The following is a 26,937-nucleotide window of genomic DNA, read 5'->3' on the forward strand; positions in this document are numbered from 1 at the left end:
GCGGGCAATAATGGGGCGGCGATTACACCGAAAACGGCGGGAATAGGGCAAAGGTTAACGGAATACCCGCTATTTCTTAACGCTGCACCGGTTTTCAGGCCCCGGCCGCGATGCTGGCGGGGTCGTCGATGTCGGCGGGACGCCAGTCCATCGCCACGAAGCCGGGCGCGGCCTCGACGCGCTTCAGCCAGTCCCGGATCTCCGGGAAGGGTGACAGGTCGAAATCGCAGCGGTCGGCGAGATGGGTGTAGCCGTACAGCGCGATGTCGGCGACGGTGAGCTGGCGGGCGGCGAAATAGGCGTTGGTCTTGAGATGGTTTTCCATCACCTGGAGCGCGCCATAGCCGCGCTCCATCCAGTCCTCCAGCGCGTGGGTCTGCAGGTCGCGGCCGCCCTTGACCAGCGACAGCCAGAAATAGGCGGCACCGATATTGGGCTCGAGCGCGTGCTGCTCGAAGAACATCCATTGCAGCGCCTCGGCGCGATCGATCCGGTTCTCCGGCGCCAGCGGCGTGCCGACGGCGACATACCAGAGGATGGCGTTGGACTCGGCGAGATAGCGATTGTCGTCGACCTCGAGCAGCGGCACCTGTCCGGACGGATTCTTCGCCAGGAAGTCCGGCGTTTTGCTCTCGCCGCGCAGAATGTCCACCTCGATGGGTTGGTAGGGCACGTTCAACAGTGCCAGCGCGAGGCGGACCTTGTAGCTGTTGCCCGAGCGTTGCATCGAATAGAGCTTGTACATTCTGGGAGTTCGATTCCGAGGGACGGGATGGCGCGGCGCTTGTCGCCCCGCACCGCGGCTAAACAATGATGCCGATGCGAATCCGCCGCAAGGGCTGCCCCATAGAAAAACTCGAAAACCCTACCGCACTGCAACGCTGCGGAAGATCATGTTCGTGCGACGCTGCAAATCAGATCACGCTTGCGTCAACGTGCGCGGCGCATCGCTTCGCGCGATCGTGTGCAAGGCGATGACTGGTCGCAAGCGCGGCGCAAATTGCTCCGAGGACAAGCCTTGCCGGATATGAGCGATTTGCCCGGCAAAGTTGCGGAAAATTGCGGAAAATCGCGCCTTGAAACGCTCCAAGCCCCGTAAACTTTTCCGAGATCGGGCTGAAGTTTCTTGCGGTGCAGCGGCACACGTTTTAGGGTGTCTCCATTCCCACAATTGGAGTCGTGAGGCCAAAGGGTTCACGACGCTTGCCAGGAGATGACGATGGCCTTCCTTGCTGCTGCGCTCGACCGTGTGAAGCCGTCCGCGACCATCGCGGTCACGGATAAAGCACGCGCGCTGAAAGCGGCGGGCCGCAACGTCATCGGCCTCGGTGCCGGCGAGCCCGACTTCGACACGCCCGCCAACATCAAGCTGGCGGCGATCCACGCCATCGAGTCCGGCAAGACCAAGTACACTGCGGTCGACGGCATTCCCGAGCTGAAGGACGCGATCATCGCGAAGTTTCAGCGCGAGAACGGCGTCGCCTACAAGCCGAACCAGATCATCGTCGGCACCGGCGGCAAGCAGGTGCTCTACAATGCGCTGATGGCGACCATCAATCCGGGCGACGAGGTGATCATCCCGGCTCCCTATTGGGTCAGCTATCCCGAGATGGTGGCGCTCGCCGGCGGCGAGCCGGTGCCGGTGGTCTGCACCGCCGCTGATGGCTTCAAGCTCCAGGCCGAAGCGCTCGATCGCGCGATCACGCCGAAGACCAAATGGGTGATCCTGTGCTCGCCGTCGAACCCGACCGGCGCGGCCTACACCAGGGCCGAGCTCAAGGCGCTCACCGACGTGCTGGTCAAGCATCCGCATGTGTGGGTGATGACCGACGACATGTACGAGCACCTCGTCTATGACGACTTCCAGTTCACCACCGTCGCGCAGGTCGAGCCCAGCCTCTACGACCGCACGCTCACCGTGAACGGCGTGTCGAAAGCCTATTGCATGACCGGCTGGCGCATCGGCTACGCCGGTGGCCCCGCGCCGCTGATCAAGGCGATGTCGACCATCCAGTCGCAGTCGACCTCGAACCCGTCCTCGATCTCGCAGTGGGCGTCGGTGGAAGCGCTGAACGGTCCGCAGGACTTCATCGCCGCCAACAACAAGGTGTTCAAGGAGCGTCGCGATCTCGTCGTCTCCATGCTCAACCAGGCCAACGGTATCGAGTGCCCGCGTCCCGAGGGTGCGTTCTACGTCTATCCGTCCTGCGCCGGCACGATCGGCAAGAAGGCGCCGTCGGGCAACGTGATCTCCAACGACGAGCAGTTCGTCACCGAGCTCTTGGAGACCGAAGGCGTCGCCGTGGTGCAGGGTTCGGCCTTCGGCCTTGGACCTGCCTTCCGCATCTCCTACGCGACCAAGACCTCGGACCTCGAAGACGCCTGCAAGCGCATCCAGCGCTTCTGCGGTAACCTGCGCTAAGCATCTCGCGACAGTGCAAATTAGAAAGGCCCGCTTCGTGCGGGCCTTTTTGTTTGTGGTTTTCGAATGAGCGGAGTCGGATAGACATTTGCTCGGGTCAACGTCCTGCCCGGCCCCTCACCCGGATTGCTTCGCAATCCGACCTCTCCCCGCAATGAGCGGGGAGAGGTTTAGAAAGCGGCCGGCCGTCGTTCACTTGCATCGTGAGGGGCGCGCCGCTCTCTCGCTCCCTCGCCCCGTTCTTACGGGGAGAGGGTGGGGCGAGGGGCTCTTTCCGCGAGTTCGGTTTTAGACGTGTCCGATCTGGCACCCACAACACTCTTGTGGCATAGACCATCGCGCGCCTCGGGAATGGCGCCTGCTCTGCTCGCATCACATTCATAGCCGGAGACATTTTCATGCGCCGCTCACTCCTCCTTGCCGGACTCACTGCCGCCGGCCTCGTTGCCTCCGTCGCGGGCGCCAGCGCGCAGTCGCGGCTGGTGCAGGTCGGCGTGCTCGAATGCCGCGGCGGCGCCAGCATCGGCTTCGTGGTGGGATCGGTGACCAATCTCGGCTGCGTCTTGCGCGTCGATGGCGTGCCCGACGACCGCTATGTCGCGACGATCCGCAAAGTCGGCGTTGACCTCGGCATCACCCAGGAGACGGCGCTCGCCTGGGGCGTGTTCGCGCCGGTCAACCGGCTCGGCCCCGGCGATCTCTCCGGCAATTATGCCGGTGCGCAGGGCAGCGCCTCGGTCGGCGTCGGCCTCGGCGGCAACGCGCTGGTCGGGGGCTCCAACAATTCGATCGCGCTTCAGCCGCTCAGCGTGCAGGGCCAGGTCGGCCTCAACGTCGCGGCCGGACTCGAAAGCCTGGAACTCCGTCCGGGCCGTTGACGAATTGAAATTGCGTGAAACGCGCCGTTCCATCGGCGCGTTTCCGCAACGACGCACCGCAGCGACGTTTGACGCTTGCCAAATCTCGGGGACGGGCAGAGCATCTGCGTTTGCCGACCCAATCACGGGCCGAGCTCCACACCAAGGAGGCGGCGAATGGGACAAGACGTCAGAAGTCCCCGAGGTCCACGGTGCATTGCGCTGGTGGGCCCATTCCAAAGCGGTAAAACCACACTTCTCGAAGCGATCCTGGCGCGAACGGGCGCAATCCCGCGCGCCGGCAGCGTCGATGCCGGAACCTCCGTCGGCGACGCCACGCCCGAAGCCCGTCATCACAAGATGACCGTCGGGCTCACTGCCGCCACCACGAGTTTCATGGGCGACAGCTACACCTTCCTGGATTGTCCCGGTTCCGTCGAGTTCGCCCACGACATGCGCGCCGCGCTTCCCGCGGTCGATGCCGCGGTCGTGGTATGCGAGGCCGACGAGAAGAAGCTGCCGCAGCTTCAGATCATCCTGCGCGAGCTGGAGGAGCTGAAGATCCCGCGTTTCCTGTTCCTCAACAAGATCGACCGCGCCAACAAGCGCATCCGCGAGACGCTCGCGACGCTCCAGCCCGCCTCGCGCGTGCCGCTTGTGCTGCGCCAGATTCCGATCTGGAAGGGCGAGCTGATCGAGGGTTTTGTCGATCTCGCGCTGGAACGCGCCTTCATCTATCGCGAGCACAAGGCATCCGAAGTGGTTGCGCTCGCAGGCGGCGATCTCGATCGCGAGAAGGAGGCCCGCTTCTCGATGCTGGAGAAGCTCGCCGATCACGATGACGCGCTGATGGAGCAGTTGCTGGAAGACATCCAGCCGCCGCGCGATGCCGTGTTCGACGATCTCGCCCGCGAATTGCGCGAGGGGGTGATCTGCCCGGTTTTGCTCGGTGCTGCCGCGCGCGAAAACGGCGTGCTGCGTCTGATGAAGGCGCTGCGCCACGAGGCGCCCGGCATTGCGGAGACCGCAAGACGTCTCGGCGCGCCGGAAAGCAAGGACGCGCTCGGCTTCGTCTTCAAGACGCTGCATTCGCAGCACGGCGGAAAACTGTCGCTGACGCGGCTGCTCGCCGGCCATCTCGAGGACGGCGCCACGCTGCAATCCTCGTCGGGCGGCGCGAGCCGCATCTCCGGCATCCTCGCCGTCAACGGCGCCTACGACACCAAGCGTGCCTCGGCTGAAGCCGGCGACACGGTGGCGCTCGCCAAGCTCGATCCAGTCAATACCGGCGACACGGTCTCGAGTGGCAAGAACCCGCCCGCCGCGCTCGACGCCGCGGAACCAACGCCGCCGGTGCTCGCGATTTCGGTTGCGGCCACCGACCGCAAGGACGACGTCAAGCTCGGCCAGGCCTTGATGCGGCTGCACGAGGAGGATCCGTCACTCGTCGTCGTGCAGAACCCCCAGACCCACGACACCGTGCTGTGGGGACAGGGCGAGATGCACTTGCGTGTCGCGAGCGAGCGGCTGCGCGATCGCTTCGGCGTCAAGATCTCCTCGCATCCGCCTGCGATCGGTTACCAGGAGACCATCCGCAAGCCGATCACCCAACGCGGCCGCCACAAGAAGCAATCCGGCGGTCACGGCCAGTTCGGCGATGTCGTGCTCGACATCAAGCCGCTGCCGCGCGGCGAGGGCTTCAAGTTCGCCGAGAAGGTCGTCGGCGGCGCGGTGCCTCGCAACTATATCGGTGCGGTGGAAGAGGGCGTTGTCGACGGGCTTACACGCGGCCCGCTCGGCTTCCCCGTGACCGATCTGCAGGTGACGCTGACCGACGGCTCCTATCACAGCGTCGATTCCTCCGACCTCGCCTTCCGCACGGCGGCGCGGGTCGGGCTCAACGAAGGCCTGCCGCAATGCCAGTCGGTGTTGCTGGAGCCGATCCACGTGGTCGAGATCGTCTGTCCGACCGATGCCACCGCCAAGATCAACGCGATCCTGTCGGCGCGGCGCGGCCAGATCCTCGGCTTCGACACCCGCGACGGCTGGAGCGGCTGGGACTGCGTCCGCGCCATGATGCCCGAAGCCGAGATCGGCGAGCTCATCGTCGAGCTGCGCTCGGCCACGGCGGGCGCCGGCAGCTTCACCCGCCAGTTCGACCACATGGCCGAAGTCACAGGCCGCGCCGCCGACCAGATCATCGCCGCGCATCAGCACGCGGCGTGAGTCTGTCTCTCGCGCAGTGAGGGGCGTCCTGCTCTCTCACTCCCTCTCCCCGTTCTTACGGGGAGAGGGTGGGTGAGAAGCCGTCTCCACGAGCGCGGTGTTTCACGTGGGCCGTGCCCCCTCCACGCGTCATTGCAATGACGAAGGACGCGCTTGCGTTCACCCTCGAATGATGTATTTTACATCATTGTACATGCGCAGCATATCACTTATAACCGTTGACACGTGAGGCCAAGGTGATCACGTCATTCCAGATGCGGGCAGCCCGCGCGCTGCTCGGCATCGACCAGAAAACCCTGGCCGAGCTTGCCGGCGTGTCGTTGCCGACCATCCAGCGGATGGAGGCGTCTACCGGCAATGTGCGCGGCGTGGTCGAGACCTTGATCAAGGTGGTCGAGGCGTTCGATCGGGCCGGCGTCGAGCTGATCGGCGAGCAGGCCCGCAGCGACAGCGGCGGACGTGGCGTTCGCCTGAAAGAGCCGGGGCCGCCGCGCCGGGTGGGGGCATGATCGCTTCGATGATCATGCTCGGGAGCAGGTTGAACTAGCGCATCGTCGCGCCGGAACGCGCGGGCCGCACGATGCATCGGAGCATTGTGGGGCATGAGCATTACAGGCGAACACGCAGGCAAGCTGCATCAGCTTCGTCGACCGACCTTTACCGAACTCTATCTGCCAAAGCTCGTGACCGTTTGGCGCGAGGGCTATGGCTTGGCCGATCTCCGCGCCGATGTGTTCGCGGGCCTTACGGTCGCGATCGTCGCGCTGCCGCTGTCGATGGCGATCGCGATCGCCTCGGGCGTGACGCCGGACCGCGGGCTCTACACTGCGGTTGTCGGCGGCTTCATCGTGTCGCTGCTCGGCGGCAGCCGCTTCCAGATCGGCGGCCCCGCGGGCGCCTTCATCGTGCTGGTCGCGGTGACCGCAGAGCGGCATGGCGTCGACGGCGTCATTCTCGCCACCATGATGGCGGGCATGGTTCTGATCGCCGCGGGCCTGCTGCGTGTCGGCACATACATCAAGTTCATTCCCTATCCCGTCACGGTCGGCTTCACCGCCGGCATTGCCGTGATCATCTTTGCAAGCCAGCTGCGCGATCTCTCGGGCATCACGCTCGCGGGGAAAGAGCCGAGCGAGTTCGTGCCGAAACTCGTCGCGCTCGCAGGTGGCCTTCACACCGTCAATCCATCTGCGTTTGGCGTCGCTCTCGTCAGCATCGCCATCATTGCCGGCTTGCGGCGCTGGCAGCCGTCCTGGCCCGGCATCCTGATCGCGGTCGTGCTCGCGGCCATCGCGACGGCTGCACTGTCGCTGCCGATTGAGACCATCGGATCGCGCTTCGGCGGCATCCCGCGCGAATTGCCGTCGCCGGTGCTGCCGGCGTTCTCGCTTGCGAAGGCGAAAGCGGTGCTGCCGGATGCGATCTCGTTTGCGTTGCTCGCGGCCATCGAATCGCTGCTGTCGGCGGTGGTTGCCGACGGCATGACCGGACGCCGTCACCGCTCCAATTGCGAGCTGGTGGCGCAAGGCGCCGCCAACATCGGCGCGGCGCTGTTCGGCGGCATCTGTGTCACGGGCCTGATTGCGCGCACGGCGACCAACATCCGCGCTGGCGCGCGCGGGCCGCTGGCGGGCATGCTGCACTCCGTCTTCCTGCTGCTGTTCATGCTGGTCGCAGCGCCGCTCGCGAGCTACATCCCGCTCGCCGCGCTTGCGGCCGTGCTGGTCGTGGTGTCCTGGACCATGGCGGAGAAGCAGGAATTCGCCACGCTGCTGCGTTCGTCCCGGGGCGATGCCGTCGTGCTGCTGGCAACTTTCCTGCTCACGATCTTCCGCGATCTGACCGAAGGCATTCTGGTCGGCTTCTCGCTCGGTGCGGTGCTGTTCATCCATCGCATGGCGGAGATGACCGGCATCGAGGAGCGCTCGCCGCTGGTGGCGGCCGATCGTCCCGATGACGGCAATGGCGAGCGCGTGCCCTACGATCCCGCGCTCGCGGTCGACCGCGACGTCCTGGTCTATCGCATCACCGGCGCGTTCTTCTTTGGTGCTGCGTCTGCGATCGGAGGCGTGCTCGACGGCATTGCCGACAAGCGCAAGGCGCTCGTGGTCGATTTCGCCGCTGTGCCGTTCCTGGACTCCACCGCGGCGAACGTGTTGGGGCGCGTCGCCGCCAAGGCCCAGCGCCAGGGCATCCGGCTGTTCATCACGGGGGCCTCGCCTGCGGTCCGCCGCGCGCTGCTCACCCATGGCGTGAGCCCGCAGCGCGCGCGCTATCGCCAGACCATCGAGCGCGCGGTCGCCGATATCAAGGCAGCCCCCGGCGTGACCGAATCCACGGTGCCGTCCCCGCCTGCTTGACAGGACCGCCCGGACGCGAAATGGATCGCCCTCGACACGACCCGAGGGAAAGATGACCGTGCCCAAACCGCCAGCGGCCTGCTTGATCGGATGGCCGGCCGCGCATTCGCGCTCGCCGCTGATCCATCATTACTGGCTGCGCACGCTCGGCATCGCAGGCGGCTATGTCATCGAGGCCGTTCCGCCCGAGGATTTGCGCGATTTCGTGTTGCGGCTGTCGCTGCGCGGTTTTGTCGGCGCCAATGTCACCATTCCGCACAAGGTCGGCGTGCTGGAGCTGTCGAGCCCCGATGCGCGCGCCAAGGCCGTGGGTGCCGCCAACACGTTGTGGTTCGCCGATGGCGAGCTGCGCTCGACCAATACCGATGTCGAAGGCTTTCTCGGCAATCTGGACGCCAGCGCGCCCGGCTGGGACAAGGCCGACGAAGCGCTGGTGCTGGGGGCCGGCGGCTCCTCGCGCGCGGTCGTGTTCGGCCTGCTCGAACGCGGCTTTGGCCGGGTCCATCTCGTCAACCGCACCCTGGCGCGGGCCGAGGCGCTGGCGGCGCAATTCGGGCCGAACGTGCATCCGCTGTTGTGGGACGGCATCAACGACGTGCTGCCGCGGGCAAAACTTCTCGTGAACACGACCTCGCTCGGCATGCACGGCCAGCCCGCGCTCGAGGTCGATGTGGCGCGGCTGCCGCAAGGGGCCGTCGTCGCCGATCTCGTCTACGTCCCGCTGGTGACGCCGCTGCTCGCAGCCGCCAGGGCCCGCGGGCTCAAGACCGCCGACGGGCTCGGCATGCTCCTGCATCAGGCGGTGCGCGGCTTCGAGCTGTGGTTCGGCCAGCGGCCTGAGGTGACCGCGGAACTGCGCGCGCTGGTCGAGGCCGATCTCACAAAGACTTGAGAGAATAGTGCGCCGTCTCCGGCGTTCTATCCCCGTGGGGATAATCGGAGACATTCATGACGATCCAACGTGCCAATTTCACGCGTCCGCTCATCGCTGTTGCGATGGTGGCTGCTTCCACCTTTGCTGCCGTCGCGCAAAAGGCGCCGGTGCCGACCCGCGTGCGCGGCACGATCGAGAGCGTCGAGGGCGACACCATGCTGGTCAAGTCGCGCAGCGGTGAAGACGTCAAGCTCCGCATCGCATCCGACCTGCGGGTCGCGGGAGTCACCAAGATTTCGCTGGCCGATATCAAGGTCGGCTCGTTCGTCGGCGCGACCACCGTGCCGGGATCGGACGGCGGCGAGAACGCCGTCGAGGTGCACGTGTTTCCGGAGAGCATGCGCGGCACCGGCGAAGGCTCGCGGCCCTATGACCTCAAGCCCAATTCCAGCATGACCAATGCCACGGTGTCCGAGAGCGTGGTCGGCAATGACGGCCATACGCTGCTGGTGAAGTACAAGGACGGCGAGAAGAAGGTGTTCGTCTCCGATATGACGCCGGTCGTGACCTTCGTGCCGGGCGACAAGTCCGAGCTGAAGGCCGGCACCAAGGTCATCGCCTTCATGAAGCAATTGCCGGATGGCTCGTTCGAGACCAATCGCGTCAATGTCGGCCGCGACGGCCTGACCCCGCCGATGTGATCACACATTCCCGGAATAGCGGCGGTCGCGCGGGGTTTGCCGTCTGATCGCCGCAAGGTGCCTGAAGGGACAAGGCCATGACACGGACGAACATGACACCGACCAACTGGATGCCACGCGCCGCCGTGGCCGCATTCGCCACCTTTATCGCCGTATCGGCCGCCTCGGCCCAGCAGCAGACGTCGATGGTCCGCATTCGCGGCACCATCGAAAACGTCGACGGCAACACGCTCGGCATCAAGACGCGCGAGGGTACCGACGTGAAGGTGAAGATGACCGACAACGTCGCCGTCTTCGCGGTGGTGAAGACGCAGCTCTCCGAGATCAAGGAGGGCTCCTATATCGGCGTCACCGCCATGCCCGAGCCCGACGGTACCCAGAAGGCGATTGCCGTCCACATCTTCCCGGAAAACCAGCGCGGCGCCGCCGAAGGTTTCCGACCCTGGGATGCCCGCGCCAACTCGACCATGACCAATGCCACCGTGGCGCAGACGGTGGAGGGTACCGACGGCCTGAACATCACAGTCAAATACAAGGACGGCGAGAAGAAAGTCGTGGTGCCGCCGGGGACTCCGATCGTCACCTTCGTCGCCAGCGACAAGTCGGAAGTGAAGCCCGGCGCCAAGCTGATCATCTTTGGTGCGGCGAAGAAGGATGACGGCACGCTGGAAGCGAACCGGGTCAATGTCGGCCGCGATGGCGTGACGCCGCCGATGTGAGGGGCGTAGCTGTAGCGCGAACCGTCGCCCCAAACTCCACTGTCGGCCCGGATCAGCGCTTCGCTTCGCTGCGCTTGTCCGGGACGACAGCTGCCATTGCCGCTGCATCCCGGCTAGCGATCACATCGCAATAATATGATCGCCGATCTCGTCGATCCTGTTGACGCCGCACAGGCCCATGGTCGTGAGCAGCTCTTTCCGGATGATGTCGATCGCCTTGGCGACGCCGGCCTGGCCGCCGGCGCCTAGCCCGTAAGCATAAGCGCGGCCGATCATGCAGGACTTTGCGCCGAGCGCGAGCGCGCGCATCACGTCCTGGCCGGAGCGGATGCCGCCGTCGAACATGATCTCCATCTTCTCACCGACGGCGTCGGCAATCTCGGGAAGCACCTCGATCGAGGACGGCGCGCCGTCGAGCTGACGGCCGCCATGGTTCGACACCACCAGCGCCTGCGCACCGGTCTTGGCCGCTTCCTCGGCGTCCTCGACGTCAAGGATGCCCTTGATGATGAGCTTGCCCGGCCAGATGCTCCGGATCCACTCGACGTCCTTCCAGTTCAGCGAGGTGTCGAACTGCGAGGCGGTCCATTCGGCGAGGCGGTTGAGGTCCTCGGTGTTCTTCACGTGGCCGGCGATGTTGCCGAAGGTGCGGCGCTTGCCCTGCAGCACGCCGGAGACCCAGGCCGGCTTGGTGGCGAAATCGATGAATTTCGACAGCGACCATTCCGGCGGAATCGTCATGCCGTTCTTGATGTCTGCATGGCGCTGGCCGATCACCTGCAGATCGACGGTGAGCACGAGCGCGCTGCACTTCGCCGCGATCGCGCGCTGGACCAGCTCCTTGATGAAGCCGCGGTCCTTCATGACGTAGAGCTGGAACCAGAACGGCTTCTCGACATTGGCGGCGATGTCCTCGATCGAGCAGATCGACATCGTCGACTGCGTGAACGGGATGCCGGCGGCCTGCGCCGCGCGGCAGGCGTAAATCTCGCCATCGCCATGCTGCATGCCGAGCAGGCCCACGGGCGCCAGGATCAGCGGCATGGTCGAGGGCTCGCCGAGGATCATGGTCGAGGTATCGCGTTTGGAGACGTCGACCAGGATGCGTTGGCGGAACTTGATGTCCTGGAGATCGTCGCGATTGGCGCGCAGCGTCTCCTCGGCATAGGAGCCGCGGTCGCAATAGTCGAAGAACGCTTTCGGCACGCGGCGCTTATGCAGAGCGCGAAGATCGTCGATACAGGTGATGTGCTTCATGAACGTTTCCCGGCCGGTCTTAGTTCGCAAGTCTTGTATCAAAAGTCTTGCATCGGAAGGTTTCGGGGTCATCTAGCATGGTTGGATGCACAGCCAAATCGTTTGCGAGAGGGACGCCATGACCAAGCCGCACGTCGGACCTTCGCCGGAAGAAATCAAGGAGAAGCGTGACCTCGAGGAAGCGCTGGAGGAAGGGCTGGAAGAGACCTTTCCAGGCTCCGATCCCGTCAACGTCACCCAGCCGGCACCGAGCCGTGGGGACCGTCACGTCAAGCGAACGGATTAGCCCGGAATTCCCGCTCCTACCGCGCTTCAGCAGGACATATAATGTTAACAATAGGTTACCGGGGTGAGGCTAGCCCCGGTTCCGTAATGATTCATCATATTTTTTGAAGCCAAGTTAGCCGCGAACGCTTTATAAGACCCCTGCGTAATCAGGGATGGCGGAGCCGTACAAGGCATCCGGAAGTTGTCGTGGGGATCCCTGGTTGTTGCGTGGGGGACGATATGAGCCGCAAATATTTCGGGACGGACGGGATCCGGGGCCGCGCCAACGGACTGATCACGCCGGAGCTCGCGCTCAAGGTCGGTCAGGCCGCGGGCCTTGCGTTCCAGCGCGGTGAGCACCGCCACCGGGTCGTCATCGGCAAGGACACCCGCCTGTCCGGCTACATGATCGAATACGCGATGGTCGCGGGCTTCACCTCGGTCGGCATGGACGTGCTGCTGGTCGGCCCGATGCCGACGCCGGCGGTGGCGATGCTGACCAAGTCGATGCGCGCCGATCTCGGCGTCATGATCTCGGCCTCGCACAATCTGTTCGAGGACAACGGCATCAAGCTGTTCGGCCCGCAGGGCTTCAAGCTTTCCGACGACGTCGAGAAGCAGATCGAGCAGCTGCTCGACGAGCCGATCGAGAAGAGGCTTGCACAAAGTGCGAGCTTGGGCCGCGCCCGCCGTATCGACGGCGTGCATGACCGCTACATCGAATTCGCCAAGCGCACGCTGCCGCGCGATCTCTCGCTCGATGGCCTGCGCGTCGTGATCGATTGCGCCCATGGTGCCGCCTACAAGGTGGTGCCGGAAGCGCTGTGGGAATTGGGCGCCGACGTGGTGCCGATCGGCGTCGAGCCCGACGGTTTCAACATCAACAAGGATTGCGGCTCGACCTCGCCGGAAGCGTTGTCGCGGAAGGTGCGCGAGATGCGCGCCGACATCGGCATTGCGCTCGACGGCGACGCGGACCGCGTCATCCTGGTCGACGAGCGCGGTCATGTCGTCGATGGCGACCAGCTGCTGGCGGTGATCGCGCAGAGCTGGAAGGAAGACGGGCGGCTGTCGCGTCCGGGCATCGTTGCGACCGTGATGTCCAATCTCGGCCTCGAGCGCTTCCTGAAAGGGCAGGGGCTCGATCTCGTGCGCACGCCGGTCGGCGATCGCTACGTGCTCGAGCAGATGCTGAACGGCGGCTACAATCTCGGCGGCGAGCAGTCCGGCCATATCATCCTGTCCGACTACGCCACCACCGGCGACGGCTTTGTCGCCGCGCTGCAGGTGCTGGCCGTGGTGCAGAAGCTGCGCCGGCCGGTGTCGGAAGTTTGCCACCGCTTCGACCCGCTGCCGCAGATCCTCAAGAACGTCCGCCACAAGGGCGGCAAACCGCTCGACGATTCCGAGGTGCAGTCGGCGATCTCCGACGGCGAGAAGCGGCTCAACGGCCACGGCCGCCTGCTGATCCGCTCCTCCGGCACCGAGCCCGTGATCCGCGTCATGGGCGAGGGCGAGGACCGTGTCCTGGTCGAGGACGTCGTCGACACGATTGTTTCCGCGCTGGGACAGGCTGCGGCGGCTTGAGGCGCATCACTACGAGAAGCGCGATCGTAGCCCGGATGGAGCGCAGCGAAATCCGGGGTTCGCGCCCGCGTTCATAGCCGTCCCGGATTACGCTTCGCTCCATCCGGGCTACGAAATCCCTGGACCCCTCACGGTGAGGAGCCCGCCAAAGGCGGGCGTCTCGAATCATGCAGGTCGTGCGGCTTCGCAGTGGAATCGGGCGCACGCGCATCCCAGCCATCGACGATTGGCGGTGGTTCGCCCGCTTCCAGCATCGTAGTTAGGCAAGTCGCGGCGGTTCGCCGCGCCTGCCGGAATGCTCCAGTGAACAAGCCTGTCGTCGTACCTGCGGAAACGCTGACCGAGCCGGTCGTCGTTGCCGACATCGCACCCGCCGCGTCCGCAGGGCCGGCGTATATCGTGCTCGCCGGCATCAGCTTCTCGCACTTCCTCAACGACACCATGCAGTCGCTGATCGCCTCGGTGTATCCGATCCTGAAGGACACCTACGCGCTCGACTTCGCGCAGATCGGCATGATCACGCTCGCGTTCCAGTTCACGGCGTCGCTGCTCCAGCCGGTGGTCGGCCACTACACCGACAAGAAGGCGCAGCCTTACTCGCTGTCGATCGGCATGGCCTCGACCTTCTTTGGCCTGCTGCTGCTCAGCGCCGCACACCAATATCTCGTCATCCTGATCGCCGCCGCACTGGTCGGTCTTGGCTCGGCGGTGTTTCACCCCGAATCCGCGCGCATCGCGAGGCTCGCCTCCGGCGGTCGCTATGGGTTCGCCCAATCGGTGTTTCAGCTCGGCGGCAGCTTTGGCACGTCGATGGGCCCGGTGCTTGCTGCGCTCATCGTGGTGCCGTTCGGGCAGGGCAGTATCGCCTGGTTCTCCTCGATCGCGTTCCTCGCGATTGTCATCCTCTGGCGTATCGGCCGCTGGTACGAGCCGCAGATCAAGGCGAAGAAGGCGGCGCAGGTTCAGGCCCATCCTGACGCGCCGAGTTCGCGCCGCGTCGCGGTCGCGCTTGCCGTGCTCGTCGCGCTGTTGTTCTCCAAGCAGCTCTACGTCTCGAGCCTGTCGAGCTATTACATCTTCTATCTGATCGACCGTTTCAACGTGTCGACGCAGGCCGCGCAAATGTACCTCTTCATCTTCCTGGCGGCGAACGCGGTCGGTGCGTTTCTCGGCGGACCGCTCGGCGATCGCTTCGGCCGCAAGATCGTGATCTGGATCTCGATCCTCGGCGCGCTGCCGTTCACGCTGGCGCTGCCCTATGCCGGTCTCTACGCGAGCGCAGTGCTGACAGTGATCATCGGCCTCATCATCTCCTCGACGACGTCGTCGATCATCGTGTTCGCGCAGGAGCTGGTGCCGCATCGCTTCGGCATGATCTCCGGCGTGTTCTTCGGCGTCGCCTTCGGCATCGGCGGCCTGGGCGCGGCCGTGCTCGGCAAGCTCGCCGATCGCACCTCGATCGAGTTCGTCTATCAGGTCTGCGCCTATCTGCCGGCGATCGGGCTGCTTGCGGTGTTCCTGCCCAAGCTGCCGCGGCACGTTCGTTAACAAATCCGTTCTCGCTGCATTGCGGCTTCATCAATCGTTAGCAAATGCGGCGCTTGAGCGCCGCATTTTTGCAACGCTTGCGCCGCATCCGCGCGCCCGTTGCGAAAAAATCAACCTTAAAAATTAGGGTTAAGTGGCGCTTAAGCATTTGGTGCCATCGTCCGCCCGTGAGTTTCCAGAACGTGGGGCATCTGCATTTTGCCCCACCGGCCATAAGGACGAAGCCAATGCGTAGCGTTAAGTCTCTCCTTGCCGCGGGTGCGGCGTCACTGATCTCGTCGATGGCCTTCGCCGCCGATATGCCGATCGCGGCTCCGCCCCCGATGTACGCGCCGCCCGCCCCGCCCGCGGATTTCGGCGGCTGGTATCTCCGCGGCGACGTCGGCATGACCAACCAGAGCGCCAAGAGCATCGACAGCGCGACTTCGGCGACGTTCCCGACCACGACGGCCGGACTCGGCTTCGACTCCTCGCCGCTGTTCGATCTCGGCGTCGGCTATCGCTTCAACAACTGGTTCCGCACCGACGTGATCGGCCAGTATCGCGGCAAGGCCAATCTGCACGGTTCGCAGAGCGTCCTGCTCGGGCCGACCGATGTCGAAGCCAACACCTACACCGGCAGCAAGTCCGAGTGGGTCGTCATGGCCAACGCCTATGTCGATCTCGGCACCTGGTGGTGCATCACCCCGTTCATCGGCGCCGGTGTCGGCGGCTCCTACAACAAGCTCTCGGGCTTCCAGGACAACGGCATTCGCTACACCGGCGGCGTCCTGTCCAACAGCGTCACCAATTTCGCCGACAATGGTAAGTGGAACTTCGCATGGGCCGCCCATGCCGGTCTCGCCTACAAGGTCAATCCCGGGTTCACCGTCGAACTGGCCTACAGCTACATGGATCTCGGCGACGCTGCGCCCGGCAACTTCCGCGCGTTCGATGGCAGCATCTCCGGGCCGACGACCATCAGGGTCAAGAGCATCACCTCGAACGACGTGAAGCTCGGCGTGCGCTGGGAGCTCAACAGCCCGCCGGTCTACACGCCGCCGCCGCTCGTCACCAAGGGCTGATCGTTCGCCCCATCGCTTAACGTCTCTTAACGGCGCGGGATCATCCCGCGCCGTTTTGCTTTGCGTATTTTTCATGGCGCAACAGCGACAAAAGTGTCCGACGCAACCATTGGTTAAGGTTAACGAGCCATGATCACGAGCGAAAGTTCGAGTTCGATGGAGCGTCGCAATGCGTAGGCTTTGGTTGGTGGTGGCGGCTTTGGGATCTGTGTCCGCCGCACACGCGGCCGACATGCCGGATCTGCCCGTCCTGCGCGGCGGCTTCACCGACGGTCTGTCCAAGACGTCCCATAATTGGGATGGCGCCTATGTCGGCGTCAACGGCGGCTACACCAGCAACGCGACCGATTTCAGCCAGAGCGTCGTCGGCCTGACCAACTTCATCTTCCGCGACAGCGTGCTGCAGCAGCCGACCGCGAGTTGGTCGCTCATGAACAAGACCAACACGCAGAGCACGAATTTCGGCGCCTTCGTCGGCCGCAACTGGCAATGGTACGATGCCATTCTTGGTCTCGAGGGCACCTACAGCTACTTCAACAACCTCGCGACGTCGACGTCGGGTAGCAACTCGCTCACGATCGTCAATCCGCCCGGTGACAACCCGCCCACCGGCACGACCGACAACTATAACGTCACGTTGACCGGCACCGCCGCGGCGAAGGTCAAGGACATGATCTCGCTCCGCGGACGCGTCGGCTGGGACGGCGGCGACTTCATGCCGTACGCATTCTTCGGCGCCGCCGTCGGGCGAATGGACGTCTCCCGCACGGTGACGAGCGATGTGACGCTGACCCAGATCGTGACGACAACGGGCGTTGGTGGCGCCACGTCGACCACGAGCAGGACGTTTGACGTTCCCGCGCAGTCGCAGACGCAGAGCCAGCACAGGACCAACGCCTTCGCGGTGGGCTGGACCGCCGGCCTCGGGCTCGAATACTGCATCTGGGAAGGTCTGTTCGCGCGCGTGGAATACGAATACGTGAAATTCTCGCCCGTCATGAACACCTCGGTGACGCTGAACAATGCGCGCGTCGGGCTCGGCTACAAGTTCTGACGCTGCTTCGCTGCGTCGCGGTTGACAGGTCGGCTACGTCCTGATGCTCTGTCGCCAGATGCGGGGCGGCAGCGATGCAGATTTACGGCGATAGCAATTCCGGCAATTGTCTGAAGGTGAAGTGGGTCTGCGACAAGCTCGCATTGCCCTATCGCTGGATCGAGATCGACACGCGCAAGGGCGAGACGCGTACGCCGCAATTCCTGAAGATGAACGGCGCCGGCCAGGTGCCGACCGTGGCCTTCGACGACGGCCGCACGCTGGCGCAGTCCAACGCCATCATCCGCTATCTCGCCCGCGACAGCGCGCTCGTTCCGCGCGATGCCTTTGCTGCCGCCAAGATGGACGAATGGCTGTTCTGGGAACAATACAGCCACGAGCCCTATATCGCGGTGTGCCGCTTCCAGCTGGTCTATCTCGGCAAGAAGCTATCCGAGCTCGACCCGGAGAAGGTCAAGCGCGGCTATGCGGCGCTCGACCGTATGGAGGCGCATCTCACCGCGAGCCGCGTCTTCGCGGGCGATGAGGTCTCGCTCGCCGACGTCTCGCTGCTCGCCTATACCCGCCTCGCGCATGAAGGCGGTTTTGAACTCGGCCGCTATGCCGCCATCCGCCGCTGGATCGCTGAAGCCGAGGCTTATCTCGGTCTACCGCCGGCGCGCTGAGTCCCTGGAGTTTCCCTTTATGAACGCGAAGCCTATCTCCATCCGTCCCGCGCGCCGCGAGGACGTTCCCGCGATTGTGGCGATGCTCGCCGACGATCATCTCGGTCGCGCCCGCGAGCGCGTCGAGGATCCGCTTCCGCTCGTCTACTATCAGGCGTTCGAGCGGGTCGAACGCGACCAAAATCTCACGCTCGTGGTTGCCGAGAGCGAGGGCAGGGTGGTCGGCTGTCTGCAGCTCGCGGTGCTCGCGGGCATCAGCTCGCAAGGCGGCATTCGCGGCCTGCTCGAGGATGTCCGCGTTGCCGCCGATTGTCGCAGCCGCGGCATCGGCGAACAATTGGTGCAGTGGGCGATCACGGAAGCAAAAGCGCGCGGCTGCAATCTGGTTGAATTGCTGACACATCAGAGCCGCGTCGACGCGCAGCGCTTCTACAAGCGTCTCGGATTTTCCTTGAGCCACGCCGGCATGACTGTCCGCTTTTGACGCAGCATCGCGCGACCGTTGCGCATGCTGGACAATCTGATCGCGCGTTCGTTCATCTTAACAGCTGATAAACTACCCGTCCGTCGTTCACGTGGACCCAGGAACGAACGGTGCTACGCCAGCGTCTGAAGCCGGGCTCGGTCGGTTCGGGGATTTCGATGAAAAGCTATTCCATGATCAAGGTCGGCAACGATTACGTTGTGCAGGCCAATGACAAATGCATTTTGAAGGTCAGCAGCCGCCGCCGTGCCGCGCAATTGATCAGCGAGGCCACGGACTTGCTGAACGCGCTCACTGCTGTCGAGGCCCCCAGCCTCGCGCCGGAGGAGCCATCACTCCAGCGTGAGACGCCGGAACTTCCTTGACTGGTCTGCCCGATTCCCGTATCAGCCGCGGCGGGACACCTCCCCCCAACGGGAGGCTTACTATCTGGAAGGGTAGATCATGACTGTAGCGAAGCCCGCTTCGCGGCCCAACGTGCCGCATTTCTCCTCCGGCCCCTGCGCCAAGCGCCCCGGCTGGAACGCCCAAAATCTCAAGGACGCAGCGCTCGGCCGTTCGCATCGCGCGAAGGTCGGCAAGACCAAGCTCAAGCTCGCGATCGATCTGACGCGCGAAGTGCTTGAAGTGCCGGCTGATTATCGTATCGGCATCGTGCCGGCGTCCGATACCGGCGCGGTCGAGATGGCGCTGTGGTCGCTGCTCGGTGCACGGCCCGTCACCACGCTCGCCTGGGAATCCTTCGGCGAGGGCTGGGTCAGCGACATCGTCAAGGAATTGAAGCTCAAGGACGTCACCAAGCTGAACGCGGCTTACGGTGAGATTCCCGACCTTTCGAAGGTGGACCCTGCGAGCGACGTCGTCTTCACCTGGAACGGCACCACCTCCGGCGTGCGCGTGCCGAACGCCGACTGGATCAGCGCGACCCGCGAAGGCCTGACCATTTGCGACGCGACTTCGGCCGCGTTTGCGCAGCCGCTCGACTGGGCCAAGCTCGATGTCGTCACCTTCTCCTGGCAGAAGGCGCTCGGCGGCGAAGCCGCGCACGGCATGCTGATCCTGTCGCCGCGTGCGGTGGAACGGCTCGAGACCTACAAGCCGGCCTGGCCGCTGCCGAAGATCTTCCGTATGACCAAGGGCGGCAAGATCAACGAAGGCATCTTCGTCGGCGAGACCATCAACACGCCGTCGATGCTCTGCGTCGAGGATTATCTCGACGCGCTGAACTGGGCCAAGTCGATCGGCGGCCTCAAGGCGCTGATCGGACGCGCCGACGCCAACACCAAGGTGCTGGCCGACTGGAAGGCGAAGACGCCCTGGATCGACTTCCTGGCCAAGGACGCGGCAATCCGCTCCAACACCTCGGTGTGCCTGAAGTTCACCGATCCCGCGATCACCTCGCTTTCCGATGACGCGCAGGCCGACTTCTCCAAGAAGCTGGTCGCGCTGATCGAGAAGGAAGGCGCCGGCTACGACTTCGCATACTATCGCGACGCGCCGGCGGGCCTGCGCATCTGGTGCGGCGCCACCGTCGAGGCCAGGGACGTCGAGCTGCTGACGCAGTGGATCGACTGGGCTTTTGCCGAGACCAAGGCGCAGCTGGCCAAGGCGGCGTAAGTTTTCTTTCTTAGCCTCTCCCCGTTCTTACGGGGAGAGGTCGGATCGCGCAGCGATCCGGGTGAGGGGCTCTCTCCGCTTGCACCTTCGCCCGTGGCTGCCCCTCACCCCGACCCTCTCCCCGTAAGAACGGGGAGAGGGAGAAGTGACCAGAGACTTCACCACATCAGCCCAGTGGCCCGCCCTCGTTGCGGGGCGAAGGAAGACATCCCCATGACCAAACCCAAAGTTCTCATTTCCGACGCGCTCTCGCCCGCCGCCGTGCAGATCTTCAAAGACCGCGGCGTCGAGGTCGACTTCCAGCCCAACCTTGGCAAGGACAAGGACAAGCTCGCCGAGATCATCGGCAATTACGACGGCCTCGCGATCCGCTCCGCGACCAAAGCGACCGCAAAGATCCTGGAGAAGGCCACCAACCTCAAGGTGATCGGCCGCGCTGGCATCGGCGTCGACAACGTTGAAATCCCTGCGGCCACCGCCAAGGGTATCATCGTGATGAACACGCCGTTCGGCAATTCGATCACGACCGCCGAGCATGCCATCACCCTGATGCTGGCGCTGGCGCGCGAGATCCCGCAGGCCGACGCCTCGACCCAGGCCGGCAAGTGGGAGAAGAACCGCTTCATGGGCGTCGAGATCACCGGCAAGGTGCTCGGCGTGGTCGGCTGCGGCAATATCGGCTCGATCGTCGCGGATCGCGCGCTCGGCCTGCGCATGAAGGTGGTCGCGTTCGACCCGTTCCTGTCGCCGGAGCGCGCCAGGGACATCGGCGTCGAGAAGGTCGAGCTCGATGATCTCTTGAAGCGCGCCGACTTCATCACGCTGCACACGCCGCTGACCGAGAAGACCAAGAACATCATCGACGCGGCCGCGATCGCCAAGATGAAGAAGGGCGTGCGCCTGATCAACTGCGCCCGCGGCGGTCTCGTCGACGAGCAGGCGGTGGTCGATGCGCTCAACTCCAAGCACATTGCCGGCGCCGCCTTCGACGTGTTCGTCGAGGAGCCCGCCAACACCAACGTGCTGTTCGGCCATCCCAACGTGATCTGCACGCCGCATCTCGGCGCCTCCACCACCGAAGCGCAGGAGAACGTCGCGCTCCAGGTCGCCGAGCAGATGTCGGACTATCTGCTCACCGGCGCGATCTCGAACGCCGTCAACTTCCCCTCGATCACCGCCGAAGAAGCGCCGAAGCTGAAGCCGTTCATCGCGCTCGCCGAGAAGCTCGGCTCGTTCGCCGGCCAGCTTACCGAGACCGGCATCCTCAAGGTCGAGATCACCTATGAGGGCCACGTCGCCGAGATGAAGATCAAGGCGATCACCTCCGCGGTCTTGTCCGGCCTGCTGCGGCCGATGCTGGGCGAGGTCAACGTGGTGTCCGCGCCGGTCGTCGCCAAGGAGCGCGGCATGGTGGTGGACGAGATCGTGCGCGCTGCCCAGAGCGACTATGAGAGCCTGATCACCGTGACGGTCGCGACCGAACGCCAGGAGCGCTCGGTCTCCGGCACCGTCTATCATGACGGCAAGCCGCGCCTCGTCGACATCAAGGGCATCCGCGTCGATGCTGAATTTGGCAAGTCGATGATCTACGTGACCAACGAGGACAAGCCGGGCTTCATCGGCAAGTTCGCTGGGCTGCTCGGCGACGCCAAGATCAACATCGCGACCTTCCATCTCGGCCGTGTCGAGCAGGGCGGCGATGCGATCGCGCTGGTCGAGGTCGACGGCGCGGTGCCGGCGGACCTGCTGGCCAAGGTGCAGGCGCTGCCGCAGGTCAAGCAGGTCAAGGCGCTGACATTCTGAGGCGTCCGCGGGGCGCGCGCCCCACGGAATGACGGCCATCATATATTCCGATACGCGGAACAACGCCGCCCTTCGCGCAAGGGCGGCGTTTTTGTTGATGCAGCGCCGCGCTTTATTTCTCCCAAGGCTGCCGAACTTTGTGTACCAATGGCGCCCAGGACGCCTCATACCAACGCCTCCGTACCAAAGTTCGAAAGGGAGAAAACAATGCGTGAAGCCGTCATCGTTTCCTACGCGCGCACGGGCCTGGCCAAGTCCGGCCGTGGCGGGTTCAACATCACGCCGCCGATGTCACTCGCGGCGCACGCCATCCATCACGCGGTCGACCGCGCCGGCGTCGACAAGGATTATGTCGAGGACTGCTATCTCGGCAATTGCGCCCACGGTGCGCCGAACATCGGCCGCCAGGCCGCGCTGCTCGCAGGCCTTCCGAAGTCGACCGGCGGCGTGTCGGTGAACCGCTTCTGCTCCTCAGGGCTTCAGACCATCGCGATGGCCGCCAACTCGATCCGCTCCGATGGTGCGGACTGCATCGTCGCCGGCGGCGTCGAGAGCATTTCGATGCCGGGCGGCGGCACGCCGAAGGAGTCGATCGATCCCGAGCTGCTCAAGACAGCGCCCGACATCTTCATGGCGATGATCGACACCGCAGACATCGTCGCCGAGCGCTACAAGCTCAGCCGCGAGTACCAGGACGAGTATTCGCTGGAGTCGCAGCGCCGCATGGCCGCGGCCCAGCAGGCGGGCAAGTTCAAGGACGAAATCGTCCCGATGAAGACCAAGATGAAGGTGGTCGACAAGGCGACCAAGGCCGAGTCGATCGTCGACTACGTCGTCGACCGCGACGAGTGCAATCGTCCGGAGACCACGCTGGAAGGATTGGCAAAGCTCGAGCCGGTGAAGGGCCCCGGCAAGTTCGTCACCGCCGGCAATGCCAGCCAGCTCTCCGACGGCGCCGCCGCCGTGGTGCTGATGGAAGCCAAGGATGCCGAGAAGCGCGGCCTCAAGCCGCTCGGCCGCTTCGTCGCCTGGGCGGCCGCAGGCTGCGAGCCTGACGAGATGGGCATCGGGCCAATCTTTGCCGTGCCGAAACTCTTGAAGCGTCACGGCCTGAAGATCGACGACATCGATCTCTGGGAGCTCAACGAGGCTTTCGCCAGCCAGTGCCTCTATTCGCGCGACAAGCTCGGCATCGATCCCGACAAGTACAACGTCAACGGCGGCTCGATCGCGATCGGCCATCCCTTCGGCATGACCGGCGCCCGTCTCACCGGCCATCTGCTGCAGGAAGGCGCCCGCCGCAAGGCCAAGTGGGGCGTGGTGACCATGTGCATCGGCGGCGGCCAGGGCGGCGCCGGCCTGTTCGAGATCTACAGCTGACCCAGCTCGCAGGAATGTAAAAGGCACGGCGCCACAAGCGCCGTGCCTTTTTCGTTGGACGGATGTCCTTGAAGCCGTGGTGGGGCAAAGGTCGTGTGGCGGAATGTGAAGCCGTTCATACTGGGCGGCGCGCGACCGCCGTAGCATTCAGAGGCCAGCTGAATGTCGAGCATTTTCTCGCATGGCCGGCACACACATCCGATGAGAATAAACACCCCGGGGGAGATGCTGTCGTGAGCATAACCTATGGTGCAACAGGATCAGGACGGACCGCGACAAGGACGCGGCACGTCTTTCATTTCATCAAGCGATATTGGCGTGCGTTTCAGCAATGGCGCAGCTGCGAGAGGTTACGAGCCGATCTGTCCAATCTGAGTGACAGGGAGCTCATGGATATCGGCACCACGCGCGGCGAGATCGACTACATCGCGTTGAACCAGGGGTTCGACCCGCGCGACATCAGATCTGCCGGATAAGGCCCGCATGGTGGCGCATCTTACGCCCGCGCCGCCACCGGCGCGAACGTCACCTCGATCAGCGTGCCGGAATTCGCCGCGCTCTTGATGTTGAACTGGGCGCGGTTGGCTTCGACCAGCGCCTTGGTCAGCGACAGGCTGAGCGCCGAATTGTCCGAGGCATCGCCGGGCGGTGGCGTGCGGAACGGTTCCATCGCGGCTGCGACTTCCTTTTCGGTCAGCCCATGGCCGGTGTCACGGATGCGCAGCGCGATCTCGCCGCGATCGTTCAATGCGGTCGAGACGATCACCTGGCCGCCGGCGCTGGCAAGCCGGATCGAGTTCGAGATCAGATTCATCGTGACCTGGCGCAGCGCGCGCGCGTCCGCCGTCACCTGCGGCAGCGCGTGCGCGAGCGAGGTGCGGATGATGATGCGCTCGCGGTTGGCCTGCGGCTGCATCACGGTGACGCAGGCCTCGACGAGGTCGTTGAGGCTGAGGTTCGCGAAATTGAGATCGAGCTTGCCGGTCTCGATCCGCGACAGCTCCAGCAGATCGTCGATGATGGTGATCACGCGCTCGCCGGAGGCGCGGATGTCCTTCATGTATTCGCCGTAGCGCTCGTTGCCGAGCGAGCCAAAGCGCTCGGAGATCATCACCTCGGCAAAGCCGATGATGGCATTGAGCGGCGTGCGGATCTCGTGGCTGATCCGCGCCAGCATGTCGGCCTTGGCGTTGGCGGCGCCGTCGACCAGGCGTCGCGCCTGCGTCAGCTCGCTCTCGCCCTTCTTGGCGTGCGAGAGGTCGCGGAACACGGCAAAGAAGTTTGGACCATCGGGCCGCGTGCGGCCCATGATCATCGCGAGCGGAAGCACGCCGCCCTTCTTCTCGCGGCCGAGCACCTCGCGGCCGTGATCGAGCAGGCTCGCGATGTCTTCGCTCTTCACGCTTTCGAGATAGTCGACCACGATCTGCTGGCTTTCGGGCGCGAACAGCGTCAGCAGATTCTGCTGCATCAGCGCCTCGCCGTCATAGCCGAACAGCGCTTCGGCGCTGCGGTTGCAGGCGTGGATGTTGCCTTCGGCATCGAACATCACGACGCCCTCGGCCGTGGTGTCGAGGATCGCGGCTAGATCTTCCGCCTCGGCATCGCCGGCTTCGAGCTCAGCCTCGGGCTCCGGCAGATCGGGGATCACCACCACCGGCTCTGCCATCAAAGGCGCTGCGACGACAGGCGCAGGATCGGGCAGCGCGCAGATCAGCGCATGCGCGCTGGCGCCGTCCCAGTCGATCGTGTGCAGATGCGCTTCGGTGGTCGCGAGCGGCTGCTCGCCATTGGCGATCGCAGCACTGATCGTCACGGGAGTGCCGGCCTGCGAGGTGCTGCTCGCGGCGGAGACGCCGGGCTCGACATAGAGCGCATCCAGCCCGCCGGCATCTTCGAGCGCGGTGAGACTGGCATAGCCCATGCGCGTGAGGAAGGCGGGATTGGCGTAGAGCAGGCGATCGAACCGGTAGATCAGCATGCCCGTCGGCACCAGATCAAGCAGCGCGCGGTCGCGCTCGCTGTGGCCGTGCGCGGGCGGCGCGGGCTCGGTCAGCCATTCGGCTGCGGCCGGCGGCGCTTCAGGCTCCGGCGTCGATGCTTCCTGCATGATCTCTTCGGCCGGCGGCTCGCTTGCGGCGGATGCAATCGTCTCGCGCTCGCGTTCGAGCCGCTCGGACAATTGCCGTGCGAGTTCGTTGAACGCGCTGTTCTCGACCGGCGTCAGCGTCGGCGATGATCTCAGATCACTCTGTGATCTGGGATCGCCGGGTGCGCGGAACGGCACGACATTCGGAGGCGTTTCCACTGGCGTTTCCGGATCGGTTGGGTGTGAATTCGCTTCGATGAAAAGTGCGGGCGGTTCGGGTTCGATTGCAGTCGGCAGCTCAGGCTCAGGTGGCGGCTCGATCGGTGGAGGCGGAGCCTCTGCCCCTGTCTCCACCTCGGCCTCCGGTTCAGGATCAGGCTCGACCACATCGGCCGAAAGGCCTTGCGCGGTGCGCGGCTCGGCAAACAGCTCGTACCGCCTGAGCGCATCGAGCCGGTTGAGGCCGTCGAGGTCGCGGCAGACGCCAAAGCCCTTGAAGCCTGCAAAATTGCGATCGCGGTCGTAGACCGGCAGGCCTGCGAGCTCGACCGGCAGATGCTCGCCGCCGTCGGCCGGCCAGTTCACGGTGATGCCGGCCCAGGTGTCGTGGCTGGCGAGGGCCTGGGCTACGCGCCCATCAGGATCGAGCGCAAATTCGTCGGCGATCTCGCGCCAGGGCCGGCCGAAACCGGCCGCGGTGTGCGCGCCCATCAGGCGGATGAATTCAGCTGTCGCCAGCACAAACCGCCCCTGCGCATCCATCTGCCACAGGAAACGCAGCGGATGCTGGCGCGGTGTCTCAGCATGTGCGGACCGCGTCTCCGCGTGTGCGGACTGCGTCTCCGCGTGTCCAGGCGGCTCGTCCATGGCGCTGGTGATCGGCGCGGCTTGCGGCGGCACGATGGCTGCGGGCGGGTTTTCAACCGGTGTTTCCGGCTCCGCTTCCGCGATCGTTTCCTCGACAGGCTCCTCGGCCGCCTCCCTCGCGGCGTCCTGGATCGGGACGATCTCCGTCGCCGCTTCGTTCGCCGGCGGCTCGGGCGTGATCGTCGCGGCCGTCTCAGGCGTTCCGTCCAGATCGGCAAAGGCGTCGAACAGGTCGATCCCCGCGGCCGGCGCGTGCGCCGGCGGTGTGTCGACGGCCTGCGGCGCGGGCTCGACCGGCGCTGGCGGGGCAGCGGCCGGCATCACGTCAGGTGCAGGGTCCAACACGCTCTCGGCCGCAGGCGCGGTTTGCGCGACCGCAGGCTCAATGAGCGCAACGAGACCGACATCGGCGCCTGCGCCGACCCGTTGCAGCACCATCTTTCCGATGCCGATCGGCAGCTCGACGCGACCTTGCGCCAGCGCATCGCTGCGCGCCTGTTCGAGGCCGGCCTCGCCGAGATCGCGAAAGCCGAGCAGGGCGCGCGCGGCCTCGCTGGCGCCGGCGAACATGCCGTCGGGCGCGAACGCCGCCATCGGCACGGCCGCGCCGTCGACGAGACGATGCAGCCGCTCGACCAGCGGCATGGTGCGCAGGGCAGGGTCCATCGCGGTGACGAGCACGCCATGACTGCCGTCAGCAAAGTCGAGCCGCGCGCAGGCGCAGGTCATCAGCGTGCCGAGCCGGGCGCCGAAGCCGCGCAGCCGTTCGAGCCTGGTCGCGCCGTTCGCCGGCAGCTGCCGGGCGAGCCGGGTGACCTGGCGGCGATGGGTGTCGGCCGGTCCAAAAGTCTTTTTCGCAAGGATCGCCGCGTTGGCCGCGCCAAAAAAAGTGGCGCCGACCGCATTGGCCCACAGCACACGGCTGCCATCGGGCGACCAGAGCCAGGCCGGCAGCGGAGAGGTCGCATGCACGGACAACCTGGGATCGCCAACCCCTCGCAACTGGAAATCCGAATGCGTCATCCGACCGGCTGTATCTCGCACGCGTTACGTCAAAGACCGCCGGGAATGACAGCCTTAAGAAAGGGTTAGTATC

General features: G+C 64.9%; 23 protein-coding genes. 20 read left to right on the forward strand and 3 right to left on the reverse strand.

What is annotated here, in order from left to right; all coding sequences use genetic code 11:
• Nucleotides 1-94: 94 nt before the first annotated feature.
• A complete protein-coding gene (locus tag ACLFLU_RS07065; protein ID WP_426411587.1) occupies nt 95-745 on the reverse strand; it encodes a glutathione S-transferase family protein in 651 nt (216 codons plus the stop codon).
• A 474-nt stretch (nt 746-1,219) separates the two neighbouring features.
• Between ACLFLU_RS07065 and ACLFLU_RS07070 the strand changes: the two genes are divergently transcribed.
• The 8 genes from ACLFLU_RS07070 to ACLFLU_RS07105 all read left to right on the forward strand — a co-directional run bounded on the left by ACLFLU_RS07070 (nt 1,220) and on the right by ACLFLU_RS07105 (nt 10,159).
• Nucleotides 1,220-2,422: a pyridoxal phosphate-dependent aminotransferase gene (locus tag ACLFLU_RS07070; protein WP_426411588.1), complete on the forward strand. Its 1,203-nt coding sequence runs from the start codon at nt 1,220-1,222 to the stop codon at nt 2,420-2,422.
• A gap of 398 nt (nt 2,423-2,820) precedes the next feature.
• Nucleotides 2,821-3,300 carry a DUF992 domain-containing protein gene (locus tag ACLFLU_RS07075; RefSeq protein WP_426411589.1) on the forward strand — a complete coding sequence of 160 codons (480 nt, stop codon included), beginning with the start codon at nt 2,821-2,823 and terminating at the stop codon, nt 3,298-3,300.
• Between the two features lie 156 nt (nt 3,301-3,456).
• A complete protein-coding gene (locus tag ACLFLU_RS07080; protein WP_426411590.1) occupies nt 3,457-5,505 on the forward strand; it encodes an elongation factor G in 2,049 nt (682 codons plus the stop codon).
• Nucleotides 5,506-5,741: 236 nt separating this feature from the next.
• Entirely contained in the window at nt 5,742-6,014 is a 273-nt protein-coding gene (locus tag ACLFLU_RS07085; protein ID WP_008566993.1) for a helix-turn-helix domain-containing protein, read from the forward strand.
• Between the two features lie 93 nt (nt 6,015-6,107).
• Nucleotides 6,108-7,865: a SulP family inorganic anion transporter gene (locus tag ACLFLU_RS07090; protein WP_426411591.1), complete on the forward strand. Its 1,758-nt coding sequence runs from the start codon at nt 6,108-6,110 to the stop codon at nt 7,863-7,865.
• Between the two features lie 52 nt (nt 7,866-7,917).
• Nucleotides 7,918-8,757, forward strand: a complete 840-nt coding sequence (locus ACLFLU_RS07095) for a shikimate dehydrogenase (protein WP_426411592.1) — start codon at nt 7,918-7,920, stop codon at nt 8,755-8,757.
• A gap of 56 nt (nt 8,758-8,813) precedes the next feature.
• Nucleotides 8,814-9,440, forward strand: coding sequence for a hypothetical protein (locus ACLFLU_RS07100; RefSeq protein ID WP_426411593.1), 627 nt, complete (start codon nt 8,814-8,816; stop codon nt 9,438-9,440).
• A gap of 92 nt (nt 9,441-9,532) precedes the next feature.
• Nucleotides 9,533-10,159, forward strand: coding sequence for a hypothetical protein (locus ACLFLU_RS07105; RefSeq protein ID WP_426413916.1), 627 nt, complete (start codon nt 9,533-9,535; stop codon nt 10,157-10,159).
• A gap of 120 nt (nt 10,160-10,279) precedes the next feature.
• Here the strand turns inward: ACLFLU_RS07105 and ACLFLU_RS07110 are convergent, their stop codons facing one another.
• Nucleotides 10,280-11,416 (reverse strand): alpha-hydroxy acid oxidase, encoded by a 1,137-nt coding sequence (locus tag ACLFLU_RS07110; RefSeq protein WP_426411594.1) that lies wholly within the window; start codon nt 11,414-11,416, stop codon nt 10,280-10,282.
• Nucleotides 11,417-11,534: 118 nt separating this feature from the next.
• On the opposite strand from ACLFLU_RS07110, the gene ACLFLU_RS07115 reads away from it, so the two are divergent.
• From ACLFLU_RS07115 to ACLFLU_RS07170, 12 genes are all read left to right on the forward strand, one after another.
• A complete protein-coding gene (locus ACLFLU_RS07115) occupies nt 11,535-11,702 on the forward strand; it encodes a hypothetical protein (protein WP_426411595.1) in 168 nt (55 codons plus the stop codon).
• A 221-nt stretch (nt 11,703-11,923) separates the two neighbouring features.
• Entirely contained in the window at nt 11,924-13,270 is a 1,347-nt protein-coding gene (gene glmM / locus ACLFLU_RS07120; protein WP_426411596.1) for a phosphoglucosamine mutase, read from the forward strand.
• Nucleotides 13,271-13,573: 303 nt separating this feature from the next.
• Nucleotides 13,574-14,818, forward strand: a complete 1,245-nt coding sequence (locus ACLFLU_RS07125; protein WP_426411597.1) for an MFS transporter — start codon at nt 13,574-13,576, stop codon at nt 14,816-14,818.
• Nucleotides 14,819-15,045: 227 nt separating this feature from the next.
• Nucleotides 15,046-15,882, forward strand: coding sequence for an outer membrane protein (locus ACLFLU_RS07130; protein WP_426411598.1), 837 nt, complete (start codon nt 15,046-15,048; stop codon nt 15,880-15,882).
• 169 nt (nt 15,883-16,051) lie between these two features.
• Nucleotides 16,052-16,936 carry an outer membrane protein gene (locus ACLFLU_RS07135; protein ID WP_426411599.1) on the forward strand — a complete coding sequence of 295 codons (885 nt, stop codon included), beginning with the start codon at nt 16,052-16,054 and terminating at the stop codon, nt 16,934-16,936.
• Nucleotides 16,937-17,010: 74 nt separating this feature from the next.
• Nucleotides 17,011-17,601, forward strand: coding sequence for a glutathione S-transferase family protein (locus ACLFLU_RS07140; protein WP_426411600.1), 591 nt, complete (start codon nt 17,011-17,013; stop codon nt 17,599-17,601).
• Nucleotides 17,602-17,620: 19 nt separating this feature from the next.
• A complete protein-coding gene (locus ACLFLU_RS07145; protein ID WP_426411601.1) occupies nt 17,621-18,085 on the forward strand; it encodes a GNAT family N-acetyltransferase in 465 nt (154 codons plus the stop codon).
• 173 nt (nt 18,086-18,258) lie between these two features.
• Nucleotides 18,259-18,450, forward strand: coding sequence for a hypothetical protein (locus ACLFLU_RS07150; RefSeq protein WP_426411602.1), 192 nt, complete (start codon nt 18,259-18,261; stop codon nt 18,448-18,450).
• Between the two features lie 79 nt (nt 18,451-18,529).
• A complete protein-coding gene (locus tag ACLFLU_RS07155) occupies nt 18,530-19,702 on the forward strand; it encodes a phosphoserine transaminase (RefSeq protein ID WP_426411603.1) in 1,173 nt (390 codons plus the stop codon).
• A 213-nt stretch (nt 19,703-19,915) separates the two neighbouring features.
• A complete protein-coding gene (serA, locus tag ACLFLU_RS07160; RefSeq protein WP_426411604.1) occupies nt 19,916-21,505 on the forward strand; it encodes a phosphoglycerate dehydrogenase in 1,590 nt (529 codons plus the stop codon).
• A gap of 207 nt (nt 21,506-21,712) precedes the next feature.
• Nucleotides 21,713-22,885, forward strand: coding sequence for a thiolase family protein (locus ACLFLU_RS07165; RefSeq protein ID WP_426411605.1), 1,173 nt, complete (start codon nt 21,713-21,715; stop codon nt 22,883-22,885).
• Nucleotides 22,886-23,118: 233 nt separating this feature from the next.
• On the forward strand, nt 23,119-23,361 hold the full coding sequence (locus ACLFLU_RS07170) for a DUF1127 domain-containing protein (RefSeq protein ID WP_426411606.1): 243 nt from the start codon (nt 23,119-23,121) through the stop codon (nt 23,359-23,361).
• A gap of 20 nt (nt 23,362-23,381) precedes the next feature.
• Here the strand turns inward: ACLFLU_RS07170 and ACLFLU_RS07175 are convergent, their stop codons facing one another.
• Nucleotides 23,382-26,864 (reverse strand): PAS domain-containing protein, encoded by a 3,483-nt coding sequence (locus ACLFLU_RS07175; protein ID WP_426411607.1) that lies wholly within the window; start codon nt 26,862-26,864, stop codon nt 23,382-23,384.
• Nucleotides 26,865-26,937 lie beyond the last annotated feature (73 nt).

Source organism: Bradyrhizobium ganzhouense (assembly GCF_049949285.1).
GTDB classification, from domain to species: Bacteria; Pseudomonadota; Alphaproteobacteria; order Rhizobiales; family Xanthobacteraceae; genus Bradyrhizobium; species Bradyrhizobium ganzhouense.